The organism is Methylomonas sp. PHL2-19 (assembly GCF_059331595.1).
In genome coordinates this window covers 3,158,380-3,177,281 of record NZ_CP196839.1, presented here as the reverse complement: position 1 = coordinate 3,177,281, position 18,902 = coordinate 3,158,380, and the positions used below count along the sequence as shown (strand labels likewise).

21 protein-coding genes are annotated in these 18,902 nt (G+C 52.3%); 11 read left to right on the top strand and 10 right to left on the bottom strand.

Annotation, left to right across the window (positions count from 1 at the left end; all coding sequences use genetic code 11):
* Positions 1–7: 7 nt before the first annotated feature.
* A complete protein-coding gene (locus tag ACR02O_RS14590; protein WP_494521915.1) occupies positions 8–817 on the bottom strand; it encodes an energy transducer TonB in 810 nt (269 codons plus the stop codon).
* Positions 818–1,426: 609 nt separating this feature from the next.
* Positions 1,427–2,803, bottom strand: coding sequence for a chromate efflux transporter (chrA, locus tag ACR02O_RS14585; RefSeq protein WP_494521914.1), 1,377 nt, complete (start codon positions 2,801–2,803; stop codon positions 1,427–1,429).
* A 467-nt stretch (positions 2,804–3,270) separates the two neighbouring features.
* On the opposite strand from chrA, the gene ACR02O_RS14580 reads away from it, so the two are divergent.
* Positions 3,271–3,630 (top strand): hypothetical protein, encoded by a 360-nt coding sequence (locus ACR02O_RS14580; RefSeq protein WP_415878192.1) that lies wholly within the window; start codon positions 3,271–3,273, stop codon positions 3,628–3,630.
* A gap of 65 nt (positions 3,631–3,695) precedes the next feature.
* Here ACR02O_RS14580 and ACR02O_RS14575 read toward each other — a convergent pair whose 3' ends face one another.
* The 4 genes from ACR02O_RS14575 to ACR02O_RS14560 all read right to left on the bottom strand — a co-directional run bounded on the left by ACR02O_RS14575 (position 3,696) and on the right by ACR02O_RS14560 (position 6,456).
* The gene (locus ACR02O_RS14575; RefSeq protein ID WP_415878191.1) at positions 3,696–4,295 is read right to left on the bottom strand and encodes a hypothetical protein; all 600 of its coding nucleotides are present in this window, start codon (positions 4,293–4,295) and stop codon (positions 3,696–3,698) included.
* A 280-nt stretch (positions 4,296–4,575) separates the two neighbouring features.
* The gene (locus ACR02O_RS14570; RefSeq protein WP_494521913.1) at positions 4,576–5,436 is read right to left on the bottom strand and encodes a carbon-nitrogen hydrolase family protein; all 861 of its coding nucleotides are present in this window, start codon (positions 5,434–5,436) and stop codon (positions 4,576–4,578) included.
* Positions 5,429–6,031: a GNAT family N-acetyltransferase gene (locus tag ACR02O_RS14565; protein ID WP_033158668.1), complete on the bottom strand. Its 603-nt coding sequence runs from the start codon at positions 6,029–6,031 to the stop codon at positions 5,429–5,431. The genes ACR02O_RS14570 and ACR02O_RS14565 overlap by 8 nt, the downstream gene beginning before the upstream one ends.
* Positions 6,032–6,147: 116 nt before the next feature.
* Complete coding sequence (locus tag ACR02O_RS14560; RefSeq protein WP_033158667.1) at positions 6,148–6,456, bottom strand: DUF6156 family protein; 309 nt, start codon at positions 6,454–6,456, stop codon at positions 6,148–6,150.
* A gap of 279 nt (positions 6,457–6,735) precedes the next feature.
* Between ACR02O_RS14560 and ACR02O_RS14555 the strand changes: the two genes are divergently transcribed.
* From ACR02O_RS14555 to ACR02O_RS14545, 3 genes are all read left to right on the top strand, one after another.
* Positions 6,736–8,091: a (Fe-S)-binding protein gene (locus tag ACR02O_RS14555; protein WP_494521912.1), complete on the top strand. Its 1,356-nt coding sequence runs from the start codon at positions 6,736–6,738 to the stop codon at positions 8,089–8,091.
* 4 nt (positions 8,092–8,095) lie between these two features.
* Positions 8,096–9,802 carry an AAA family ATPase gene (locus ACR02O_RS14550; RefSeq protein WP_458137556.1) on the top strand — a complete coding sequence of 569 codons (1,707 nt, stop codon included), beginning with the start codon at positions 8,096–8,098 and terminating at the stop codon, positions 9,800–9,802.
* Positions 9,803–9,980: 178 nt separating this feature from the next.
* Positions 9,981–10,172: a hypothetical protein gene (locus ACR02O_RS14545; protein ID WP_033158664.1), complete on the top strand. Its 192-nt coding sequence runs from the start codon at positions 9,981–9,983 to the stop codon at positions 10,170–10,172.
* Positions 10,173–10,336: 164 nt separating this feature from the next.
* On the opposite strand, the gene ACR02O_RS14540 is transcribed toward ACR02O_RS14545, so the two are convergent.
* The 4 genes from ACR02O_RS14540 to ACR02O_RS14525 form a co-directional block, all read right to left on the bottom strand.
* Positions 10,337–10,804: a hypothetical protein gene (locus tag ACR02O_RS14540; RefSeq protein WP_458137555.1), complete on the bottom strand. Its 468-nt coding sequence runs from the start codon at positions 10,802–10,804 to the stop codon at positions 10,337–10,339.
* Between the two features lie 252 nt (positions 10,805–11,056).
* Positions 11,057–11,338 (bottom strand): RnfH family protein, encoded by a 282-nt coding sequence (locus tag ACR02O_RS14535; protein WP_458137554.1) that lies wholly within the window; start codon positions 11,336–11,338, stop codon positions 11,057–11,059.
* On the bottom strand, positions 11,328–11,765 hold the full coding sequence (locus ACR02O_RS14530; protein WP_201798987.1) for a type II toxin-antitoxin system RatA family toxin: 438 nt from the start codon (positions 11,763–11,765) through the stop codon (positions 11,328–11,330). Before ACR02O_RS14530 ends, ACR02O_RS14535 begins: the two co-directional genes overlap by 11 nt.
* Positions 11,766–13,124, bottom strand: coding sequence for a sodium-dependent transporter (locus tag ACR02O_RS14525; RefSeq protein WP_458137553.1), 1,359 nt, complete (start codon positions 13,122–13,124; stop codon positions 11,766–11,768).
* Positions 13,125–13,224: 100 nt separating this feature from the next.
* Here ACR02O_RS14525 and smpB point away from each other — a divergent pair, with 100 nt between their 5' ends.
* The 7 genes from smpB (at position 13,225) to trpA (ending at position 18,885) form a co-directional block, all read left to right on the top strand.
* A complete protein-coding gene (gene smpB, locus ACR02O_RS14520; protein WP_020481594.1) occupies positions 13,225–13,710 on the top strand; it encodes an SsrA-binding protein SmpB in 486 nt (161 codons plus the stop codon).
* A gap of 5 nt (positions 13,711–13,715) precedes the next feature.
* A complete protein-coding gene (locus tag ACR02O_RS14515; RefSeq protein ID WP_458137552.1) occupies positions 13,716–14,282 on the top strand; it encodes an isochorismatase family protein in 567 nt (188 codons plus the stop codon).
* Between the two features lie 15 nt (positions 14,283–14,297).
* Positions 14,298–15,323 (top strand): FAD:protein FMN transferase, encoded by a 1,026-nt coding sequence (locus ACR02O_RS14510; protein WP_458137551.1) that lies wholly within the window; start codon positions 14,298–14,300, stop codon positions 15,321–15,323.
* A 52-nt stretch (positions 15,324–15,375) separates the two neighbouring features.
* Positions 15,376–16,137, top strand: coding sequence for a DUF2231 domain-containing protein (locus ACR02O_RS14505; RefSeq protein WP_458137550.1), 762 nt, complete (start codon positions 15,376–15,378; stop codon positions 16,135–16,137).
* A 119-nt stretch (positions 16,138–16,256) separates the two neighbouring features.
* Positions 16,257–16,877, top strand: coding sequence for a phosphoribosylanthranilate isomerase (locus ACR02O_RS14500; RefSeq protein ID WP_101052401.1), 621 nt, complete (start codon positions 16,257–16,259; stop codon positions 16,875–16,877).
* Between the two features lie 5 nt (positions 16,878–16,882).
* On the top strand, positions 16,883–18,085 hold the full coding sequence (trpB, locus tag ACR02O_RS14495; RefSeq protein ID WP_101052402.1) for a tryptophan synthase subunit beta: 1,203 nt from the start codon (positions 16,883–16,885) through the stop codon (positions 18,083–18,085).
* Positions 18,082–18,885, top strand: coding sequence for a tryptophan synthase subunit alpha (gene trpA / locus ACR02O_RS14490; RefSeq protein WP_458137548.1), 804 nt, complete (start codon positions 18,082–18,084; stop codon positions 18,883–18,885). The genes trpB and trpA overlap by 4 nt, the downstream gene beginning before the upstream one ends.
* Positions 18,886–18,902 lie beyond the last annotated feature (17 nt).

Genomic DNA, 18,902 nt, shown 5'->3' with positions numbered 1-18,902 from the left:
AAAATAATTACAATTTAAAAGTGAATGGAACCGTGGTGTAGCGGGCAATCGCCGTATCGCCGCGTTTGGCCGGCACGAAAGACCACTTCAGAACGGCTTTGACGGCAGCATCGTCCAGGACTTTCTGGCCGCTGGATTTGCTGACGGTCACGCTATCGGTGGTGCCGTCTGGCAGCACGTGTACTTTCATCACCACTTTGCCTTCCCAACCGCGTTCTTGCGCGACTTCGGGATATTCGGGCAGCGGGTTGTGCAGGTAAGCCGCGTCGGCTACCGGCTCGGTGATTTTTTCTTCAACCACTGGTGCAGGTGGTGCGGGCGGAGCCGGTGGGGCGTTTTCTACCACCGGCCCTTCAACAGGCGCCGGCGCCGGCGCTTCCTCAACGACTTTGGGCACGGGTTGGATTTTTGGCGGCTTTAGCGGTACGACCTTGGGTTTGGGCGGTTGCGGTTTAACTTTTGGCGGCGGTGGCGGCACCGGTTTGGGTTGCGGCCTGGTCAAAGTGATTTGTACTTTGGTTTCGGGCTTGATCGGCTCCACAATTTCTTGTTCAAACGCCGCGCCGCTGAAGTGATCGACTACCGTGTTGTGGATAAAGATGGTTAGTGCGCCGATTAATAGAAAATCGACCCATTTGTGATCGCGGGTTTCGGTGACGTATTTAAAGTCTCCCAAGGCCACCGCAACCCGTGAATGCGTCAAACCTTCCGGCAACGGAGTGACAGGCGATTTTAATGAAACCACCTCTGCCGCGTCCCAATCCGCGGGGGCTCCCGCCGGTACCAGTTTATTAAAAGTTGCTAAAGGACTACTCATGCCAATGTTCCCCATTTCTTAAATATAAAGGCCATATTCCCCGTTGTGCCGCGTAAAGTAAGCGATTGTTTAAAATGGTGAATAGGCTTTGATCGCTGCTATTGATTTCTAATACAGCACGAGCTGTGCCAGATTGTCGGATGGCGTCGCTATATCTGGCTTGGATGGCGAGTTAGAACGCTAAGTGGTTTATTTATCGATTGTTTTTCAGGGAAAACGCCGGGTGGTGCGCGAGCGGATAGCTAGGAATTTCAGTGGATGTTCAACCCCGCATTGCTTGCTGAGCACCAATTTTCCGGAGCTTGTGTTTAAAGGGTGTTTACAGGGCAACAGTTGTTGAGTGGAAGAGATGTCTTAGCCGCAAACGACAACTTGCGTTGAGTGTGGGATGGGCCTAAGTAAGCCGGCGAGGACGCGCTGCTGTCGGCTTGCGTCGCCAATGCCGACAGCTACAGAAGACCTTTGGGTTTGGTCGGAGCTTTTGTCCGCCAGCAATTTCAATACCTGCCGCAAGCGTTGTTAGGCGGTTTGGGATTGCAATCGTTGCCGTTTCGCAAAAGGCATAAAGGCTAACGGTATGTAAGGTTGGGGTTAATAGTTTGCCGGTAGCTATAAGTTTATGCCGTGTTGACTTAGCCATGGCTTTAGAAAGCTCCATAACAGTCCGGCTGTACCGCTACCGACAATAACCGGAATAACCCCGGCTTTGTAACGAAACAAAGCCAGTATGGCGGCTAGCCCGATTACTAGAGCGACCTTGTCCGCCACGCCTTCAGATCCTTGGGGCCAGAAGACGTGATAGGCAAAGAATACAGCCAGATTCAGAATGACACCTACCACGGCGGCGGTAACGCCGGTCAATGGTGCGGTGAATTTCAAATTGTTGTGAGTTGATTCCACGAGCGGTCCGCCGGCCAAAATGAACAGAAAGCTGGGCAGGAAGGTGAAGTAAGTCACCACGGTAGCGGCTAGTGCGCCCGCTAAAAATAAATGCTCGCCGCCGAATAGTGTTTGGTTCCAGCCGGCGACGAAGCCGACGAAGGTGACGACCATGATCAGTGGACCGGGTGTGGTTTCGCCCAAGGCCAGACCGTCAATCATTTGCGTTGGTGTCAGCCAGTGGTAATGTTCCACCGCGCCCTGGTACACATAAGGCAGCACCGCATAGGCCCCACCGAACGTGAGCAGGGCCGCTTTGGTAAAAAACCAACCCATCTGCGTTAATGCGCCGTCCCAGCCGTACTGAGTGCAAAGCCAACCGAGCGCACCGCCCCATAATCCCAAAGCGATAAAGGCCAGCCTGACCAGCTTACCGGTATTGAAACGGGCGTGCTCGGGGGGAGGCGTGTTGTCGTCTATCAATGCCGGGCCGAAGTGTGGGTTAGATTTGCCGTGACCTCCGCCCAAATTAAAATATTGGGGGGCCCATTTACCGCCAAGCGCGCCAAGCAAGCCGGCGACGAACACGATTAGCGGAAACGGTATTCGTAACGCAAAAATAGCCAGAAACGCTAGGGCGGCGATTGCCCACAACCAAGCGTTTTTCAAGGTTCGGGAGCCGATCCGATACGCGGCAAACAGTACAATCGCGGTTACGGCGGGTTTTATGCCATACAGTATCCCGGCCACGGCTGGTAAATGCCCGTAAGCCATATAAACCCAACCCAAACCGATTAGAATCAACAAGGATGGCAATACAAACAAGCCGCCGGCCATGATGCCGCCCCAGCTGCGATGCATCAGCCAGCCGATATAGGTTGCTAATTGTTGGGCTTCCGGGCCGGGCAGCAGCATGCAGTAATTTAAGGCATGCAGGTAACGGCGCTCGGAGATCCAGCGCTTATTTTCTACCAGATCCTGATGCATGATGGCGATCTGTCCGGCGGGACCGCCGAAGCTGATAAAGCCCAGTTTCAGCCAATACCCAAAAGCCTGTTTCAAACTCACGGGCGGCGGTGGATTGCTGGATGCCTGATTGTTGTTCATCGGTTTGTTCCTGAGAGGGCCTTACAAAAAGTGTCGAAAATATTTCCCGGTTTCGATCTGCGAAGCAAACGCGGCTTGCCATGACTTTGCCTGATTTGGCGCGTGTCTTTGTTGTTTGGCATCAATTATGCTCGAAAATTTATGAGATTTGTTTGTCAACTAATTGACTATCATAAGAAAAATTTTGCAACTAAGCGTTTTAAAATTCGCCACGCAACGGGTATCGGACTATTATTAGTCCTGTTTCCAGGAATGCTTTTGCGGCCTGGTTCGCAGTACGGAATTAAAAATGTGTTAAGCGATCGATGCTTAGATAGGAACGCATTTGCCATAGCGGATTGTTAATCGTCAGGGTAATTTTGGCCGCTACCGGCAGATAGCTTAGACCGAGCGGGTTGGACAAGCGTCTGTAACAGGAGGATTTGTTCGCCGAGCTCATAATGCCAACTTTGGAACAGGAGGAAATCATGAAAGCCCATGATTTTTCGTTTCTGAAGCAGTCCAAACCCATTTCCGCCGTCATTGGCGGCTGGCTGGTTATTTGTGCGCTAAATGTCCTCGCAGATGCGCCGCCGGTAAGTTTTGAAACGCCTTCCGCGTTAATTCTGACTCCTTCGGATCAAGCACTGACAGCCGATGCCACTGATAGCTCGAATCTTTTGTTGAGTAATGCCGGGCGCAGCACGGCAAACATTAATCCGACTGAAAAACGCAAAAGCCGACCGGTAAACTTGGGTTGTGGTGTCGATGTGAATCAATTCCCCAGTGAAGACAATTCGCTGTCTAGTCGATTGGTTGGGGCATGCGATTTGAAGCTTCGCTATTGAATTAGGTGTCTGTCGGCCGGGCCAGGTTCAGCCTGAAGTTTAAGTTTTTAGGCCTGGAAATATGCTTAGCCGACCAGATGTTGGATTTGCTGACTGGTGATCGCGACGGTATTTAATTTGCGGATTTGCGGTTCGATGCCGTCGAAATTGCCGCGAAACTCCATCAAGCGCAGTTCGGCTTCAACATCGGCTACATCCAGCAGGTTTTTCAGCAACCTATCCTGCATTTCTCGCCAGCCGCGCTGCCGGCCGAAATAACCTTCCAGGCATTCGCCCACCAGCATGAATGCCGCGGTAAATACGGTCAATACGGCAAACGCCAGTACCAACTTGGGTATTCCCTGAGTCAAGGCCGCTATCAATGCGCCCGCCGACACGGTGGCGATGGTGCTGCCGATCAGACGTAAGCGCACCGAGCCTCGCAAACGCGCGCTCAGCAAATTATAGTTACTCAAACACTCCTGCTTGACTAGGCCCTTGGTGTTCATGGCTAAATCAACCAGTAACTGCGATTGCGAAGCGCTGTCTTGCCCAAGTAATTTTCCGGGCCTGAGGGTTTCGGTGTAACCGGGGTGTTTCGCGCAAATTTGATCCAGCAATTCCGGTCTTAACCTGCTTAGCAGATTGACCAGAGCCTGTATATCAAGAGCGATTGAGTCAAGCATGCATATCTCCGCCGGGGCGAGTAAATGGACAACACCTCAATAATAACCGGGCTTGGCTATTGCGGGCACTGTTTTTTCGGCATTGCGCAAGTTTAGGAGAATTGGCGCAAAAGCCAAGGAGATAAACTTTGCTAAAGCAACCGGCCTTGATGATGTACGATTAGATCGCCTGAAATGTCTTAATTGATCGGCGTTTTGTTGGAGCGAAATTACGAGATTATTCCGGCCACGCCAGGCCTCGTGCTGCCTGGCGTACTGGTTAGAAAAGGGTTGTGAGTACCTAGCGGCAATCGAATTGCTTAGGCCAGTCCCGGTAATTGAACACCTGGCCTTCCTGACGTACGGTGTCGACTGCGGCCAAATCCAGGTCAGCGTAAACCCATTGAACTTCGTTATATTCGCCGATAGCCAAAATCCCGTTATTCGGAAATCCACGATCTACCGGCGTGTAAATCGCCGCCGCGCCGCAGTTGACGTCCACCGCTTCCGACCAATCGGCGTTGCCAACCAAGGAGGCTTGTACGACATAGCATTGATTTTCCAAGGCGCGGGCCTGGCAACCGATGCGCACCCGGTAATAACCGGCCTCGGTATCGGTGCAGCTAGGCACCAGAATCAAGGTGGCGCCGCGTTCCGCTTGTTGGCGGGCGTAATGCGGAAATTCGCTGTCGTAGCAGATATTGATGGCGACTTTGCCGAATACGGTATCAAATAACTTGATGTCCAAGCCACGGGAAATATGCCATTGCTCGTTCTCGAAGCGCGTCATGGTCAGCTTTTCTTGATAATCCAAGTTGCCTTGCGGGGTGAAGAAATAGGCGTGATTGCGAAATTCGCCGTTGGCGTGTTTGACCGGGTAAGTCCCTGCTTGAATGTAGACTCGGTATTCGGCGGCCAGCGCTTTAAATAGGTCCAGATAGCCGGGCAGCAAGGTTTGCAAAGCATCTAACTGGCCGTTCAACGAGGAATACACTTCCTTGGGAAACAGCGATGCCAGTTCCATGCAGGCATATTCCGGGAACAAAAGAATGTCGGCTTTGTTATCGGCGGCTTCTTTGACCCAACGGCGGGCCTTGATTTCAAAGTTTTCCCAGGTTTCCAGGAAGCTGATGTCGTATTGGGCGCTGGCAATTTTAGGCACGGTCTTCCCTCAACCAAAAAGTCATCGGTTTGGCGGTTTCGGCGACGTCGTCGAGATCCTTCCAGGTGTAGGTGGTTTTCAACTCGGGATGTTTGAAGTAGCCGCGCTTGTTCCAGAACGCATCCAGTGGCACGTAATCGGCTGGCCGGCGCGGGTGGTCAAGCGGGCGCTCGACGCAGCAAAAGGTGATGTGTCTGAAACCGCCCAAATCTTCGGCATGGGCTTCGCGTTGTTCGAAAAACTTCACGCCAATGCCGAGCCCACGGTAGGCCTTGTTCAACACCGATTCACCACAATAAAACACTTGATTCGGATCGTAGCAATGTTCGATGAACGGCTTTTTGACCTCGTCGGTTTCATATTTCAACGGGATCGCCGTCGACGCGCCGATGATGGCGTCGCCATCGAACGCCAGCACGATGACGCTTTCCGGGCAATTTATATAAGTTTGCAGGTATTTCTTCTCGTACTCGTAATCGCCGTCATACAAATACGGAAAATCCCGGAACACCTCGATGCGCAGTCGCGCCAGTTCCGGAATGTATTGAATCAAGGCGTCGCCGCTGAGGCGCTGGATGCGGATGTCTTTGCTCATGCTGGTTTGCGGTTGAATGAAAACAAAATGTCGGTCGCCAAGCTTAAGGCGCGAAAGACATATTGTATTGTAGGCGGTAGCGAATTGCCTATGGCAAAGGTTTATGAACCAGCCAGCTAATCAAATTTCAATGCAGCTCCCGTTTCGTCAAAGCGTAACAGGTCGATCTCGCCATCCGCATCCGTTATTTCCGCCTCGGCTAGAACCCCGTTAGCATGATAGGTGTAGACATGGCGTAATTCCACTTCGCCATAGACCAGTTTTTCCAGCAGCATCAGACGTTCATCGGCAGCGTAGCAGCCGCGGAAGTAGGTGTTGCGGTTTTCCAGATGGCTTTCGTCTGCCAGTTCGTTGACCAGTTTCAAGGGTAGTTTTACGCCGCTATAGCTAATGAAATAGCGGGTATCGCAGTTTTCTAATTCCACTTCAATTTTCCCAAGTCAAAGAAACTAATTTCCGCAATATTTGTGCCGGAATAAGCGAGCCGAATTGTCTGGGTTTCTTGCCGGTCTAAGCGGATAACGCTGTGGTAAATCGTCCGCTACGGGTCTTGATTGTCGGATTTGCTACATGGCGGGTTAAGTAACGGAGGCTTGGAAATGTCACAACTGCGCCAATGACAGGGCCGATACGCATAGCGCATCAGTCAAGCACAGTCTGGCTTCGTTTTTGCTTGACCCAGGTTTTTAATCAGCCTGGTGCCTATGAAACTGTTTCTGGATTGGTCGTCTTATGAAAATGCCGGGATGGGCGACGCCTATGCTGATATTCCCAAGCATGGCGCCGATTTCGCCAAGGCCGTGGCGGTGTGTATCGGCAGCAAGCAATGCGAACGGGATGCTAAAGGGGTGATGTGCCCTAGCTATAGGGTTACGCAAAATGCTGGTTTATCGCCGGGCGGACGAGTAAGGGCGTTGAAGGCAGCTTTGAACGCCGATAATGATGCGGCTTTTTTCAATCCGGAACTGGCCGAAACCATGGCCTTGTGTATCAGTTGCAAGGGTTGTAAGCGCGAGTGTGAGAACGAAGTGGATATGGCCTTGATCAAGGCCGAGTTTCTGGCCCAGCAGGTAAAGCGAAACGGCGTTTCACTACGCCGGCGGCTGTGGGCGGAGTTGCCGAAAATACTACGTTGGCGCGCGCTCCGGCCCTTAATCCAGTGGCGCAATCGCCTGCCGCTGCTGGCGCGTTTAGGCGAAGCCGGGCTGGGCATCAGCGCCAAAGTCCACTTGCCGGAACCTGCCGCGCAAGCATTTCAGGTGCCGGCCCAATCCGAATTAAGTTTGCATCCGGAGTTAGCTGACAAACAAGTCGTGTTACTGGTCGATACCTTTAACTATTACTTCAACCCGGCTGCTGCAGAAGCGGCTAAAAAGTTGCTGCATAGCGCCGGTTACCATGTGCATATCGCTACGCCCTTGGCTGGCGATGACGCGGATCGACCCTTATGCTGTGGCCGCACCTACTTTTCCAATGGTCTGATCGATAAAGCCCGCATCGAAGCGCAGCGCATGCTGGCGGCTCTCGCCGAGCATGTCGCTGCGGGGCGCACGATTATTGGTCTGGAGCCCTCTTGTATTCTCAGTTTACGCGACGAATATTTAAAACTCGGCTTGGGCGAACCGGCGCAAAAACTGGCGGAAAAGGTCTTGTTACTGGAAGAGTTTATCGTCCGCGAGCAAGCCGGCAAACGCTGGCCTATTACCTTTCAATCCATCCCCGGCGTTAACAGCTTGTTATTGCACGGCCACTGTCATCAAAAAGCCGTTGGTGCGATCAAGTCGGTGCGCAAACTTCTCAAGCAACTGCCGGATTTGAAATTCGAGCTGATCGAGTCGTCTTGCTGCGGCATGGCCGGCAATTTTGGTGTCGAAACCGAGCATTACGAGCAAGCCCAAGCTATGGCCGAGCTGGCCTTATTTCCAGCGCTGCGCGCCGAACCTGACGCACTGCTGGTCAGCAATGGTTTCTCTTGTCAGCAGCAGATCGGTAATGGCGGTTTCGCCAAGCCGCTGCATTTAGCCGAAGTACTTTGTTTAGCTTTACCGTCACAGGATTGATGCCATGAAATTAACCATCGACAAACGTCATCTCGAACAACTGCTTAACGATCACCCCCGCTTGCAAAGCATCAATGAGCAATTGCGTTTTGGCACCAAAGCGCAAGTGCCTTACGATTTACTCAGTGAGGCCGAATTAGCCAGTCTGGCCGACATCTACTTGCAACACGGTGAAGCCTTACAACAGCAAGCAGCGCTATTGATAGCTTTGCAAGCGGCGCTGGCCGACAACAGCCATCGCTACAACGTCGATCAACTGGAAATGTTGTTGCCGGCCATTGCCAATTATTTATTGGAGGGCGGGCTGCGTGGTTGGCTATTTCATGTGCAGCCTTCCGGCAGAACCTTGGCTTATCTGATCACTCGCCTGGATTACACCCCACCGGGAGAAGAAGAAGCCGGGCGGATCCTGATCGAATTAAAGGCCAACACCAAGGGTAAAATCATGGTTGAGAGCCTCATCATTCGGAGCAAAGATCTGGCGAACAAAACCATCCCGGAGATTTTTGCCACCAAAGGTTATTTAAAAGAAACCCCGGAATTAATCGCTAGTTACGATGAGGCTACCGCCCGGTATTTTGATTGGCGCGCTCGGTATGGTGAACAGTTTTCCGGGTGGGGCACCGGCGAATATGCCGAGGATCCAACCGCCAGCCATCGCAGCAGCGACTGGACGCGCAAGAATACGGTAGTCATGTCCTCGGGTGGCGGGATCTGCCGCTTGGTCAACGACGAAAATATCCTCAGCGAACGGGCTTTGAGTCTGGACGCATCCGGCGACATTCTGGGCACCTATCTGCGTAAAGCCGGCAAAAGCATGCGCTACGACAGCAAAACCGAAAGCGCCATGGAAGCCGCCAAAGCCGATGTACCCAAAGGCATGTTCACGGAAATGCCAGTGCATGGTTATATCCTGATGTTTCATCTGGAATTGCATCACCATGTCTGGGTGCACGTCGACGATACCCAGCCTTATGTGTATCAGCCGGAGTTGAAACAAAAGCTGATCCTGCCGCCCGAACAAACCGATTTGATCGACATTCTGACCGCGGAAATGGACATGCTGATGGACGACATCGTCGCCGGCAAATCCGGCGGTACCACGGTGCTGTGTGCAGGTCCGGCGGGGGTCGGCAAAACGCTGACCGCCGAGGTGTATTCGGAAATCATCAAGCGGCCCTTGTACCGAGTGCATTCCGGGCAGTTGGGTTTAAACGTCGCGGAGATGGAAAAAACCTTGAAGGACACTTTGATCCGTGCCCAGCGCTGGGGGGCTGTGATGCTGATTGACGAAGCCGACGTGTACATCAAAAGCCGGGCAGACAATTTGGCTTCCAATGCCGTAGTCGGTGTGTTCTTGCGGGTGCTGGAGTATTTCAACGGCTTGTTGTTTCTGACCACCAACCGGGTCGATGACATCGATGAAGCCATCATTTCCCGTTGTATCGCCATGCTGCGCTACCACGCCCCGGATCATGCGGACAGATGCAAAATCTGGCGGGTCATGACCGAGCAATTTAGCTTGCCGGTCAGGGAAGAATTGATCGACGAACTGGCGGCCATCTTTCCCGGGGCTACGGGGCGCGACATCAAGGGCTTGACCAAACTGGTCGCTAAATTCTGCCAGCAAAAACAACTGGCGCCGGAGTTGGAGGTGTTCAAGCGTTGTTCGGTGTTTAGAGGCCTGGAGTTGCTGGACGAAGCCGCCTAGTTTGAAAAGAGGGTGTCTGTTTTCCTCGAATAGGGGTGAATTACAAATACACTTAATATTGTTACTGTTTTATTAAGTAAAACAATATATTACCGCTTGCGTGTATTGTTGAATTTAAATAAGCCGATATAGTGAATGCGAGATTTCGTTTCGACCGATAAACGGTCCGGGAGGCCAAATGAAGATCGCTAAGATAGGAAATACCGGCATAGCTATGCTGATCGTTGTCATTGCCGGTTTGCTCGGCATACTACCGATGGGGTTGGTGTTTTCCATATTGCTCTTTGCCGCATTGATGCGTGGTAGCGTGATGTTGATTGATAAAGCCATTGATAGCGGGGCACAAGCGAAGGAAATTGATCGGCATTAATTCCGGTTGGCATATTTGCCAATTGCTTGAAGTTTAGGAAAACTAATGGGTAGCGATGCCCGGCTTTACGGCTTTTATGCTGGGATTCGGGTTGTTCATCCCAATCGACGGTCCTGCCTTGCCGTTGGGCCTCGCCTGGACCGAGGGGTTGGGCGCCGCTCGGCTCAAAGCCACACACCATTGGGTAGCTCGACGCGAAGGCTCTCGCACTTCTCGTCTATTGCGATTTCAAGTTTTGCGATGACCTTCAGAATTGTATGCAATGCGTCGCGTCTGAATGGCGACCGCGGATCACGGAATATGCCGACATCTCCATCTGGGATCAGCCTTATGTGCATGTCTAGAACTTCCGCGTCGGAGTGAGCCACTTGTTTGTTCCGAAGCTCGATCAGCGCTTCATGAAGTTCGCGCTGGCGACTGCTTAGCGTTCTCAGCAGGACTCCAGGAACTGTGGTATCTGCAACTGAGGAGTTCCGACGCGAGGCCACAAATGGGCGAGCGTAAGAGACGACCAGAGCGGTGGTTAACGACATGAGAAGTGGTACGGGTTGCTTACGTCTTGGGAGTGGGATTCGGCGTTCGAGGAGTTCCTCTGCTGCGGCTTTGGCTTCGTCTAGGTCGATGCGTGCCAAGTATAGGCGCCGATACAAGCGCATTTGCGGCTGAAGTTCTGGCGGCAACTCAGTGAGTTCAAGAGAGTCTGACTTGGAGTCTGATGGCATTTGTGGCGCCTAACTAAAATTAGGCATCCTAAATGACGCAAAACATTGCGTCAAAACGATGTCAAAACGTTTTAAAAAATAGAAATATCCTTTCATTTCAACTGTGTGTCTGCATTTAGCACTGCCTAAATCAAATGGGTTAACCATCAAATTTTACCCAAACTATTTCTGCAACCGCCCCCGCCTCGCATCCATCGGATTCTGCTTTAAAGACCGGTAAATCTCTATACGATCAGCGGTACTAATGACTTTATCCAAATTACAAACCTGTCCAAAAATCCCCACCTTCTGCTGACCTAAATCGATTTCCGGAAACTCCCGCAAAATACCGGAAGCTTCTATGGCGAGTTCGACGGTGGAATTCGCCGCCAGGCTGATGGGAATAAGCAGTTGTCGATCCGGCGTGGCGTAAGCCACTTCCACCGCTATCAAATCATCCGCCATACAAGGCTTTGGCACGTTGGGTGAAGGAGGTGACCATGGTGTTGCAGATTTGATTGAACACCGGACCAAAGGCCAAATTGGCCAGCATGCCGGAGATTTCAAACTCCAGGTCCAGCGAGATTTTGCTGGCGTCTTCGCGAAGCGGCATGAAACTCCAAAAGCCCTCTAGCGAGGAAAAAGGCCCGTCCAGCAAACTGATTTGGATTCTGCCGCCTTGATCGATTTTGTTACGTGTAGTGAAGGATTTATGAAAGCCGGCCTTGGCGATGTCGATTTGGCCTTCGACGATATTGCCTTCACGCTTCAAGATTTTGCTGCCGGAGCACCAGGGTAAGAATTTGGGATACGACTCAATGTCATCCACCAGATCAAACATCTGCTTTGCAGAAAACTTGACCAAGGCGCTTTTTTGTACAACCGTGATCATTTACAGCACCCCGAGTACATGTAAGAAGACGATGAATACGGCAGCCGGCGCCACGTATTTGATCAAAAATTGCCAGGCTTGAAAGCCTTGCGCAGGCAGTTCCAACTCTTGTTCGGCATGGGCTTGTTTCATCATCCAGCCGGCAAACACCGCGATGCACAAACCGCCCAAGGGCAGCATCAGGTTGGCGGTCAGGTAATCCAGAAGCTCGAACAGGTTTTTATCGAAGATTTTAAAGTCGGACCAAATATTAAACGAAAACACCACGGCCACGCCTAAGCCCCAGCAGGCAGTGCCGGACCAGACACAGGCTTTTTGCCGATCAATATTTTTGTTTTCCACCAGCCAGGCTACGGTCGGTTCGATCAAGGAAATGGACGAGGTGAGGGCGGCGAAAAACAGCAGTACAAAAAACAGCACGCCGAATAGCCAACCACCGCTCATATGCCCAAAGGCCAAGGGTAGGGTTTGAAAAATCAGACCAGGCCCGGTAGACACTTCTAACTGGTTGGCAAACACCAAGGGAAAAATGGCGATGCCGGCCAGCAAGGCTACGGCGGTATCCGCGCCGGCGATGAAAAACGTGGTTTTGGCAATCGAGACATGACCGGGCAGGTAAGAGCCATACACCATAATGGCACCCATGCCCAAGCTAAGCGTAAAGAAGGCGTGGCCCATGGCGGTAAGCACCGCGTCAGCGGTGATTTTGCTGAAATCGGGGCTGAATAGAAAGTGGATGCCTTGCGCGTAATAGCCTGATGCCATCGCATAAGCCACTAAAATGATCAGGATCACGAACAAGGCAGGCATCAAAAACCGTACGGCTTTTTCCAGGCCGCCTTTTACACCGCGCATTACGACTTGCATGGTGATGAACATAAACACGGTGTGCCAGAAAATTTGCTGGATAGGGCTGGCCATCAAATTGTCGAATATCTCCTTAACTTCGCCGCCGTCGGTTCCGAAAAAGCCACCGAAAAACGCTTTGAAGATGTAAGCCATAGCCCAGCCGGCAATCACGCTATAGTAGGCCAGGATTAAAAAACCGGCGATCATGCCCATCCAGCCCAAATAGCCCCAGCGCGGATCGACTTTGGCTTCGGTAGCCAGAGATTGCATCGTATTGATGGGGCTTTGCCGGCCGCGGCGGCCCAACATAATTTCCGCAATCATGATCGGTATGCCGATCGCTGCCACGCAGATTAAATACACCATCACAAAAGCGCCGCCACCGTTTTGGCCGGTGATGTAAGGAAATTTCCAGATATTACCCAAACCGACCGCCGAACCGGTGGCGGCCAGAATAAAGGCGAAACGGGAGGACCATTCGCCGTGGATGGATGGGGTTTTATCGGTCATGTTGGAGAGCCCTTGTGTTTTTATGTCGTTATTTAACGGGTGTGTGAGTAAAATATCAAAATTCACGTTTTCAGTCAGTTTAAAAAATCTTCGCTACGTAATGGCAGCCAAAAAATCCAAGAAGGACAACAAAGCCACCGATAACACCATCGCGGTTAATCGCCAGGCCTCCCACGAGTACACGATAGACGAGACTTTCGAGGCCGGTTTGGTATTGGAAGGCTGGGAAGTTAAAAGCTTGCGCGACGGTCGGATTCAGCTCAAGGAAAGTTATGTCGAGATCAGGCGTGGCGAGGCCTGGTTGAGCGGTGCGCATGTGTCGGCTTTATTGTCGGCATCTACCCACGTCAACCCCGATGCTGTGCGCAAGAAAAAATTGTTGTTGCACAGACGTGAATTGAACAAATTAATCGGCTCCGTGGAGCGCAAGGGTTATACCTTGATTCCGTTGTCGATGTACTGGATTAAGGGCCGTGCCAAGTTGAAAATCGGTTTGGCGAAAGGTAAAAAATTGCACGACAAACGCGCCGCATCCAAAGATAAGGATTGGCAGCGCGACCGAGCGCGCATCATGAAGCACGGCTAAGCTCGATGGCGACGCATCCCAATTTACTGGAGGCAGACAACAGCGTATTGCTGGTGGTGGACATTCAACAGCGTTTGTCGGCGGCGATGCCGGCTACCGACTTGAAACAAATGCTCTCGCACGGTCAGCGCTTACTGAAAGCCGCCGAGCTGTTGGATGTGTCGGTGTTAGTGACTGAACAGTATCCGCAAGGGCTAGGGCCTACTCAAGCAGAGATTAGTGAGTGTTTGCCCGGTAGTGCCCGGATTTTCAGTAAAACCGGTTTTTCTTGTTGCGCCGCGGACGGTTTCAAGCAAGCCCTGGCTGACACCGGTCGGCAGCAAGTGGTGATCATCGGTCAGGAAGCGCATGTGTGCGTGTTGCAAACCGCGCTTGAGTTGTTAAGTGCAAACTATCAAGTGCATGTGTTGGCGGATGTAGTTTGCTCGCGCCAAGTCCAGCACAAAGATTACGCCTTGCAGCGCATGCAGCAGCAAGGTGTTGCGTTGAGTTGTCACGAATCCGTGTTGTTCGAATGGTTGCGGGATGCTCGGCATAGTCATTTCAAAACTATTTCGGCGCTTTTGCGTTAGTGCTACGGGGGGTTAATGCTAAGGAAGGGATGGAACGCGGTCTTACTGGGACTGTTGCTGATACAAGGTTGTGCGGAGCCGCTGCCGCCGTTGCATACTTTTAGCGGTTTTGCGCAAGGGACCACTTACCATATTAGCTATTGGGCGCCGCAAGCCCTGGACGAGGCGCAAATCACCGCTGAAGTTGAAAAGGTTTTCCTGGATTTGGATAAAACCTTATCCAACTACCGACCTGACTCGCTAATCGAGCAGTTCAATGCCAACGCTTCGACCGATGCTCAGCCAGTCGGCGAGGAAATCGTGGCTTTGGTTAAAATCGCGCAGAACGTCAGCGCCCTGAGCCAGGGGTGTTACGATTTGACGATCAAACCTTTGTTCGAGCTGTGGGGCTTCATGGGTGATGATTTGACTATTCCCGACGATGCAACGCTACAGGCCGCTTTGGCGAATGTCGGCATGGACAAATTGCAGTTGGTGGACGATAGCCATATATCAAAAAAACTGCCGAGGTTGCGTGTCGATGTGTCGTCGATAGCCCAGGGTTACAGCGTAGAGAAAATCAGCAATGCGCTGCAAGCTATGGGTATCCAAAACTATTTGGTGGAAATAGGCGGCGAGTTGAAAGCGCTGGGTAGCAAACCGGACGGCAAGGCTTGGCGGATTGCAGTGGAAAAACCGCTACCTGGCGAACAAAAAATGCATAAGGTCGTGACCTTGCCCAAAGACAGCCCGATGTCGGTGATGACTTCCGGCACGTATCGGCATTATTTCGATGTCAAAGGTAAACGTTACAGCCACATCCTTGATGCCCGTAGCGGCGCGCCGGTTACTCACGACTTAGTGGCGGTCAGCGTGTTTAATGAAAGCCCCACTATCGCCGATGCCTGGTCTACCGCTTTGTTATGCCTGGGGCAAGAGGAGGGGATGAAACTTGCCGATGCCGAGAAATTGCAGGTGATGTTTATTCAGCAGCAAGGCACCGAGTTTTTGGAAAGTAAAACTAGAGCCTTGACCATGTCCACCCAAGTGACGATTAACTAGGCTTAGTTCTATCGTGGTAGTATCCGCACAAAACTAAATCGGGGGAGATTTTATGTGGGGTCTAAACGATCACTTGACGTTCGCCGTGCATGGTGGCGGCGACAACGGCGGCGGAGTGGCCGGCGGGGTGGAGAGCTTATTGTCCTTCCTGGAAGTCCTGGTGCGGCAATCTCCGGCGGAAAGCTTTAATAGTGTGTTGCCAGGCATTGCCGCGCTTCAGAATATTCATCCCTTGCTGGTGCATTTTCCGATTGCGTTGCTGACCTTGTTCTTTACCCTGGATGTAATCGGCAGCTTGGCGAAGCGCTCGGAGTGGCGGCAGATAGCCGGCGCATTTTTGTATCTGGGTACTGTGTTTGCCGCGCTTACCGTGGCGGCGGGTTTGGTGGCGGCAGGGAGTGTTGCGCATGGCGGTGATGTTCACGAGATCATGGAGCATCACGAACATCTGGGTATCTCGGTATTGAGTTTGGCTACTCTACTGTCGGCGTGGCGTTTGTTTAGCAAAGGGCTGATAGCCGGATCGGCAAACACGCTGTATTTATTACTGGCGGCGATTTTATCGGCTTTGCTGGCGTTTACCGCCGATCTGGGTGGGCTGATGGTTTATAAGCATGGTGTGTCCGTGCAAGCGGCAGATCAGGTCAATCGCGCGGCAGCACTGGCCCATGAACACGAGGGCGTTGCGCCGCAGAATTTGCCTGCAACGTCTGACGAAACCGAAGTTGAAGATTTGAATCCGGAAGATACCCATCAGGATGAAACGCCGCATGGCCCTGCCGGTCATCATCACGACCATGATCATGCGCATTGACGCCCACCTTAGGAGCCACCGGACGAAGGCTGACAAGGGTCAGCCTTTTTTTATTGGCGCGGACATGACATATCGGATACCTGTGTTATTCTACGCCGCCATTTTTTATGAGGCTTTCGATGCGTACCCGCGTTAAAATTTGCGGCTTTACCCAGGTGGAGGATGCGCTTTATGCGGCCAATTTGGGCGTCGACGCGATTGGTTTGGTGTTTTATCCGCCTAGTCCAAGAAACGTCAGTATTGAACAAGCCGCAAGCATCAGTAGGGCGTTGCCAGCTTTTGTTAACGTGGTAGCCTTGTTCGTCGATGCTGAGCCGGCTTTGATCCGCGAAGTATTGAATAAAGTAAGGGTGGATTGCCTGCAATTTCATGGCGACGAGCCTGCTGAGGATTGCCGGATTTACGATAAATCGTATATCAAAGCCATTCGCATGCAATCCGATACCGACGTCGTAGGATTGCAACAGCAGTACCACGATGCGGCCGGGTTACTGTTGGATGCTTATCATCCGGGCGTGCAGGGCGGCAGCGGTAGCAGTTTTGACTGGGATTTGATTCCTAAGGCCCGCAGTTTGCCGATCATTCTCGCGGGTGGATTGATGCCGGAAAATGCCGGGGAAGCGATTAAAGCGGTAAAACCGTATGCGCTGGATGTCAGCAGCGGTGTTGAGGCCGGGAAAGGCATCAAGGATGCGGCGAAAATGGCTGCTTTCATAAGAATAACTAATCAAGCGACTTGAGAACTATGACAGATAGATACGATATGCCGGATACCCGGGGCCATTTCGGGCCTTACGGCGGTATTTTTGTTGCGGAAACGCTGATGCCGGCCATAACCGAACTGAACGAAGCCTACCAGCGCTATATGCTGGATCCGGAGTTTATTGCCGAGCTGGATGCGGATCTGCGCGATTATGTTGGCCGGCCGTCGCCGCTGTATCACGCCGAACGCTGGAGCCAGCATCTGGGCGGTGCGCAGATTTATCTGAAGCGTGAAGATCTCAATCACACCGGCGCGCACAAGGTAAATAACACTGTTGGGCAAGCTTTGCTGGCGAAGCGCATGGGCAAGACTCGTATCATCGCCGAAACCGGCGCTGGCCAGCACGGCGTTGCTACTGCCACTGTAGCCGCGCGCCTGGGTTTGGAATGCGTGGTTTACATGGGCGCTGTCGATGTCGCGCGCCAAGCCTTGAATGTTTATAGGATGAAGTTGCTTGGCGCTACCGTGGTGCCGGTCGAGTCAGGTTCCAAAACCCTGAAAGACGCGCTGAACGAAGCCTTGCGCGATTGGGTCACCAATATCGACAATACTTTTTACATTATCGGCACCGTAGCTGGTCCGCATCCTTATCCTGCCATGGTCCGTGACTTCCAGGCCGTGATAGGCCGGGAAGCGCGCCAACAATGCCTGGATCAAGCCGGCAAATTGCCCGACGCCTTGGTCGCTTGCGTTGGTGGTGGTTCCAATGCCATTGGCTTGTTCTATCCGTTTATCGACGATGCCGGCGTGAAGATGTATGGTGTCGAGGCTGCCGGCGACGGTATCGAAACCGGTCGTCATTCCGCGCCGTTATCGGCCGGCAGACCCGGCGTATTGCACGGCAATCGCACCTATCTGATGGCCGACGACGACGGTGAGATTATTGAAACCCATTCGATTTCCGCCGGTCTGGATTATCCCGGTGTCGGCCCGGAGCACGCCTGGTTGAAAGATACCGGCCGCGCTCAATATCCGAATATTACCGACGATGAGGCGCTGCAAGGCTTCCATGCCTTGACCAAAATGGAAGGCATTATCCCGGCGTTGGAGTCCAGCCACGCGATGGCTTACACGATGAAACTGGCGCCCACCATGCGCAAGGATCAAATTATTATCGTCAATCTGTCCGGACGCGGCGACAAAGACATGCACACCATTATGCAACGCGAGGGCATCAGTCTATGAGCCGTTTAGCCAACAAATTTGCTGAATTAAAAGCCTCCGGGCGCAAAGCCTTGATCCCTTTTATTACAGCCGGCGATCCTTATCCGGAATTTACCGTACCACTGCTGCATGAAATGGTGGCAGCTGGCGCCGATGTGATCGAGCTAGGCGTACCTTTCTCCGATCCAATGGCTGATGGACCAGTGATACAACGCGCCAGCGAGCGGGCTTTATCTCATCATGTCGGCTTGCGGAAAGTATTGAGCATGGCGATGGAGTTTCGTAAAACCGATCAGGACACCCCATTGGTGTTGATGGGCTATTTAAATCCGATAGAAATCATGGGTTACGAAGACTTTGCGAATGCCGTACAGCGCGCTGAGGTTGATGGCGTATTGACGGTGGATTTGCCGCCGGAAGAGTCCGAGTCTTGTGTTCGCATGCTGCGCGACCGCGGCATTGATCAGATCTTTTTACTGGCGCCGAACACCAATGCCGAAAGGATCCAGAAAATGGATGCAGTGGGCAGCGGTTACTTGTATTACGTGTCTCTGAAAGGCGTCACGGGTGCCGGCCATCTGGATACCGCCGATGTCGAAGAAAAGTTGCAACTCATTCGCCAGAATACTGCACTGCCTGTAGGTGTTGGTTTTGGTGTTAAAGATGCCGATACGGCGAAAACCATTGCAGCGATTGCCGACGGCGTCGTGGTGGGTAGCGCGCTGATCAGTAAAATAGAAGCGAATCTCGATGATCCTCAGCAAGCCAAGCATGAGATCATCACTTTATTGAAATCCATGCGCGCAGCCATGGATGTTTAAGCTTTCAAGCGGAGACT